This window comes from Novosphingobium sp. (assembly GCF_027486195.1).
Lineage (GTDB): Bacteria > Pseudomonadota > Alphaproteobacteria > Sphingomonadales > Sphingomonadaceae > Novosphingobium.
On the sequence record NZ_JAIXPP010000031.1, the window covers coordinates 1 to 5,286 of the forward strand.

Sequence of the window (5,286 nt, forward strand, 5' to 3'; positions counted from 1 at the left end):
GGCTCGTTCGAGAAGGTCAAGGACAGCTTCGTCGAGTTCATCGAGAACGTGCCGTTCTACGGCGCGGCGATCCTGTGCATCGATCATCCCGAAGTGCAGGCGATCATCCCCAAGGTGCGCGACCGCCGCGTGGTGACCTACGGCTTTTCCGCGCAGGCAGACGTGCGCGGCGAGGCGGTGACGCCAATCCCCGGCGGCAACCGCTTCACCGCCGTGCTGCGCCAGCGCGACGGCAGCTTCCGCCGGATCGAGGGCATCGAGCTTCCCATGCCCGGCCGCCACAACGTGCAGAACGCGCTCGCCGCCGTCGCCGTCGCGGTGGAGATGGGCGTTTCGGAAGACCTGATCCGCACCGGCTTTGCCAAGTTCACCGGGGTCAAGCGCCGCTTCACCAAGGTCGGTGAGGTGGACGGCGTTACCGTGATCGACGATTACGGCCATCACCCGGTCGAGATCCGCGCCGTCCTCGCCGCCGCGCGCGAGGGCGTGCAGGGGCGGGTGATCGCTGTCGTCCAGCCGCACCGCTTCACCCGCCTGCGCGATCACATGGAAGAGTTCCAGGGCGCGTTCAACGATGCCGACGTGGTCTATGCCGCGCCGGTCTACCCGGCGGGCGAACAGCCGATCGAAGGCGTGGACAGCGCCGCGATGGTCGAGGGCATCAAGGCGCGCGGGCACCGCTCGGCGCACCTGATCGCGGGCGCGGATTCGCTTGCGGTGGAACTGGCAGCTGTGATCCAGCCGGGCGACATGGTCGTGTGCCTTGGCGCTGGCGATATCACCAAGTGGGCGGCGGGCCTTGCCGGCGCGATTGCCGCACGGCGGGGGGCTGAATGACTTCCGCACCCCATCCGTTCGTGTCGAGCGAAGTCGAGACACCAAACGCCGCGCATGGTGTCTCGACTTCGCTCGACACGAACGGGGTGAGGGGCAAGCTGACCTCCAACGCCCCGCTCGCGCCGCTGGTCTGGTTCAAGTCTGGCGGCACTGCACAGTGGCTGTTTGAGCCCAGGGATGTAGCCGATCTGCAGGACTTCCTCGCCGGTCTCGCGCCCGAAGTCCCCGTCATGGCGCTCGGTCTCGGCTCCAACCTGATTGTCCGTGATGGCGGCGTGCCCGGCGTCGTCGTCCGCCTCGGCAAGGCCTTCGCGCGAGTGGAGCGTGTGGACGAAACGACGCTCGACTGCGGCGGCGGTGCCAGCGGCATTCTTGTCTCTTCCACCGCGCGCGATCACGGCATCGCGGGCCTTGAATTCCTCCGCTCGATCCCCGGCACCGTCGGCGGCTTCGTGCGCATGAACGGTGGTGCCTATGGCCGCGAGGTCAAGGATATCCTGATCGATTGCGACGTGGTGACCCGCTCGGGCGAGGTCGTTTCACTGCCGGTCAGCGAACTCGGCTACACCTACCGCCATTCAAACCTGACCGATGGCAGCATCGTTGTCGCCGCGCGCTTCCGGGGCCATCCCGGCGAATCCGCCGCGATTCAGGCCGAGATGGACCGCATTTCCGCCGCACGCGAAGCCAGCCAGCCGCTGCGCAGCAAGACCGGCGGCAGTACCTTCAAGAACCCGGATGGCGGGAAGGCGTGGGAACTCGTCGACAAGGCAGGCTGCCGGGGGCTGACGCTGGGCGGCGCGCAGGTTTCCGAAAAGCACACCAATTTCCTCATCAACACCGGTGAGGCCACGAGCGCCGAGATCGAAGCGCTGGGCGAGGAAGTGCGGCGGCGCGTGAAGGAACAGTCGGGCGTAGACCTGCAGTGGGAAATTCAGCGAGTAGGCCGGCCGTGACTCTTCCGAAACTCCATATCGCGGTCCTCATGGGCGGCTGGTCGAGCGAGCGCCCTGTGTCGCTCATGTCCGGCAATGGCGTCGCCGATGCGCTCGAAGCCAAGGGCCACCGCGTCACCCGCATCGACATGGGCCGCGATGTCGCGCAAAAGCTCGCCGAAGCCGCGCCCGATGTCGTGTTCAACGCGCTCCATGGCACGCCGGGGGAAGATGGCACCGTGCAGGGCCTGATGGACCTGATGGGCCTGACCTACACGCATTCCGGCCTCGCCACTTCGGTCATTGCCATCGACAAGCAGCTGACCAAGCAGGCGCTGGTGCCGCACGGCATCCCGATGCCCGGTGGGCGCATGGTTCGCTCCGAAGAACTGTTCGAGCGCGATCCGCTGCCGCGACCCTATGTTGTGAAGCCGGTCAACGAAGGCTCCTCGGTCGGTGTCGCCATCGTTACGGCGGGCGGCAACTACGGTGATCCGATCAGCCGTGACAGCATCGGCCCGTGGAACGAGTTCGACGAGCTACTCGCCGAACCCTTCATCCGCGGCCGCGAGCTCACGACCGCTGTGCTCGTCGACAAGGCGCTTCTCGTTACCGAACTCAAGCCCAAGTCCGGGTTCTACGATTTCGATGCCAAGTACACCGATGGCATGACCGACCATATCTGCCCGGCCGAAATTCCCGACGAAATCGCCGAAGCCTGCAAGGACATTGCCCTGCGCGCACACCAGCTGCTCGGCTGCAAGGGCACCAGCCGCAGCGATTTCCGCTGGGATGACGAGCAGGGCGTCGAAGGGCTGTTCCTGCTCGAAGTGAACACCCAGCCGGGCATGACCCCGCTCAGTCTCGTGCCCGAACAGGCGCGCGCGCTGGGCATGGATTATGGCGATCTCGTCGAGGCAATAGTCGCCGATGCGCTCGCTTCAGCGAAGAAGGAGGCCTGAGCCATGGCGCAGACCATTCGCCGGGGCGGGAAAGCGGTGCGCAAGGTCGCGGCGGCCAGCGGCACCAAGCGCAAGGTGACCGCTGCGCGCCGCCAGACCGGATCGATGATCGACCAGATCATGCAGTGGATGCCCTTCAGCGAGGAAACGCTGCACCGCATTCTGATGTTCGTCATCCTGGGCGGTGCGGCGGTGCTGGCGTGGGTCGTCGCCAGCATGGCGGGCGTGCCGCAGCTGGCAGAAGCCGAGATGGCGCTGATCGCCTCCAAATCCGGCTTCGAGGTCAAGCGCGTCGAGGTGCGCGGCGTCAATCGCATGAACGAGCTCAAGATCTACGAGAAGGTGCTCGGTCAGCGCGATCAGGCCATGCCCCGGCTCGATATCGCGAGCCTTCGCGATGAATTGCTCCAGCTTTCGTGGGTGAAGGATGCCCGCGTCTCGCGCCAGTTGCCCGATACGCTGGTGGTCGATGTGATCGAACGTAGCCCCCATGCCGTGCTGCGCCGCGACGGCAAGCTGACGCTGATTGACGAGACCGGCCACCCGCTCGAGGCGGTGAATCCGGCCAAGGCCAAGGGCCTGCTTGTCCTTTCCGGCAATGGCGCGGAAGGCCGCGTGGCCGATCTCGTCCACCTCCTCGATGCCGCCCCCGCGCTGCGCCCGCAGGTGGCGGAGGCCGAATGGATCGGCAACCGCCGCTGGAACCTGACGTTCAAGACCCGCCAGGTCGTCGCGCTGCCCGAGGGCGATACCCAGGCGGCGAGCGCGCTGCTCACCTTCGCCCGCATGGACGGCGTGGACCGCCTGCTCGGCGGCAAGGTGGCGAGCTTCGACATGCGCAACCCTGATCGCATCTACATGCGGGTGCCTGGCCGCGCGGATGAAGTGGCCGCCGCCGCCCGCGCCGAAACGACTGCCAAGGCCAATGCCGCCGCCGCGAAGACCGAAGCCGCGCGCAGCGCCGTCGCGTCCGCCGCCCCCGCCGAGGGCGCCCCCGCCAAAGTCGCTATTGCCAAGACCGCGCAGGATTGATCGTCCGGCCATGGCTGCCCCCCGCATCACCAAGGTCTTTGCCGCCGTCAATCTCGGCTCGTTCCGGGTTTCGGCGATCATCGCCGGGCTGACCGAAGCGGGCGAGATGGTCGTCATGGGTTCCGGTCACCGCCAGTCGCAGGGGATCAAGCGCGGCTACGTGACCGATATGGTTGCCGCCACCCATTCGGTGCGCGATGCAATCGAGCGCGCCGAGAAGATGGCCAATGCCAGCGTGCAGAGCGTGTGGATCGGCTGTTCGGGTGCAGGCCTTGCCAGCACCACCGCCAAGGTCGAAGTCGAGATTGGCGGGCGGCGGATCGAGAGCGACGATATCGAGCACCTGCTGATTGCCGGGCGCGAGGTGATCCAGCCCGATGGCCGCACCGTGCTCCACGCCCAGCCCGCGCACTACACATTGGACGGGGCTGACGGCGTGCCCAATCCCAAGGGCCTTCACGCCGAGCGCCTCGCGGTCGATATCCATGTCATGCTGGCGGACGGTGCGCCGGTGCGCAACCTCAAGGAAACGGTCGAGAACGCGCACTTGCGGGTCGAGGCCGTCGTCGGCTCACCCATCGCGGCGGGCCATGCCTGCCTCTCTGCCGAGGAGCGCGAACTGGGTGTGGCGCTGATCGAATTCGGCGCGGAAGTGACGACCGTCTCGGTCTATGCAGGCGGCATGCTGCTGGGCATGCAGGCGATTGCCTTCGGGTCGGGCGATATCACCGACGCCATCGCCTCTGCCTTCGGCATCCGCCGTTATCAGGCCGAACGGCTGAAATGCATGGCCGGCTCCGCGCTGGCGAGCCCCGCCGATCACCGCGAGATGATTCCGGTCAACGCCCCCGGCGATCCCGAGCAGGGCGCACCCGTGGCGCGCCACGCCGATGACAAGAACCGCATCCCTCGCGCCGAGCTAGTCTCGGTGATTACCCAGCAGCTCGGCGTCTTCACCGACGAAGTGGGCCGCGCCTTGAAAGCGCTCGGCTTCAACGGCAAGCGCGGCCAGCAGGTGGTGCTGACAGGCGGCGGCGCGCAGCTTCCGGGGCTTGCCGATTATGCGCAGGCCGCGCTGGGTCGCCCGGTGCGCATCGGTTCGCCGCCCACCATGCTGGGCCTGCCGCCGGGCCATGCGACGCCCAGTTCCTCCACGCTTGTCGGCCTGATGCTCTATGCTGCCGCCGATCCTGTCGATATCCGCAAGATCGGGCCGACCTGGGGGCCTACGCAATCCTACAGCGGGCTGGGTCTGCTGCAGCGCATCTGGCGTGCGATGAAAGACTATTTCTGATGGTGGAGGGCCGGTCAAACCCTCCTACTTGTGGAAAAACCTGTCGAAGCTTTGATTCGGTCAAACAATCCGTGCCAAAGCGATTGTTACGATTTCCGGGGCTCCGTTTCCGGCCCCCCGCAGACCCGCACGGGAGAGCGCTATGAGCATCAACATCGGACCGCCGGCCATCGACGAACTGCGGCCGCGCATCACCGTCATCGGCGTGGGCGGGGCGGGCGGCAAC

Annotated in this window: 5 protein-coding genes; all 5 read left to right on the forward strand. The window is 66.7% G+C overall.

Annotation, left to right across the window (positions count from 1 at the left end; all coding sequences use genetic code 11):
- A partial coding sequence (locus tag Q0071_RS06575) for a cyanophycin synthetase (RefSeq protein ID WP_298166546.1) occupies positions 1–837 on the forward strand: 837 nt, incomplete at its 5' end.
- Positions 834–1,793, forward strand: coding sequence for a UDP-N-acetylmuramate dehydrogenase (gene murB, locus Q0071_RS06580; RefSeq protein WP_298166547.1), 960 nt, complete (start codon positions 834–836; stop codon positions 1,791–1,793). The genes Q0071_RS06575 and murB, both read left to right, overlap by 4 nt.
- Positions 1,790–2,734, forward strand: coding sequence for a D-alanine--D-alanine ligase (locus tag Q0071_RS06585; protein WP_298166550.1), 945 nt, complete (start codon positions 1,790–1,792; stop codon positions 2,732–2,734). The genes murB and Q0071_RS06585 overlap by 4 nt, the downstream gene beginning before the upstream one ends.
- Before the next feature lie 3 nt (positions 2,735–2,737).
- Positions 2,738–3,766 (forward strand): cell division protein FtsQ/DivIB, encoded by a 1,029-nt coding sequence (locus Q0071_RS06590; protein ID WP_298166552.1) that lies wholly within the window; start codon positions 2,738–2,740, stop codon positions 3,764–3,766.
- Positions 3,767–3,776: 10 nt separating this feature from the next.
- Positions 3,777–5,060: a cell division protein FtsA gene (gene ftsA, locus Q0071_RS06595; RefSeq protein ID WP_298166553.1), complete on the forward strand. Its 1,284-nt coding sequence runs from the start codon at positions 3,777–3,779 to the stop codon at positions 5,058–5,060.
- Positions 5,061–5,286 lie beyond the last annotated feature (226 nt).

Coding starts and splice junctions, on each gene's coding strand:
- murB (WP_298166547.1), top strand. CDS start 834: ATGACTTCCGCACCCCATCCGTTCGTGTCGAGCGAAGTCGAGACACCA.
- Q0071_RS06590 (WP_298166552.1), top strand. CDS start 2,738: ATGGCGCAGACCATTCGCCGGGGCGGGAAAGCGGTGCGCAAGGTCGCG.
- ftsA (WP_298166553.1), top strand. CDS start 3,777: ATGGCTGCCCCCCGCATCACCAAGGTCTTTGCCGCCGTCAATCTCGGC.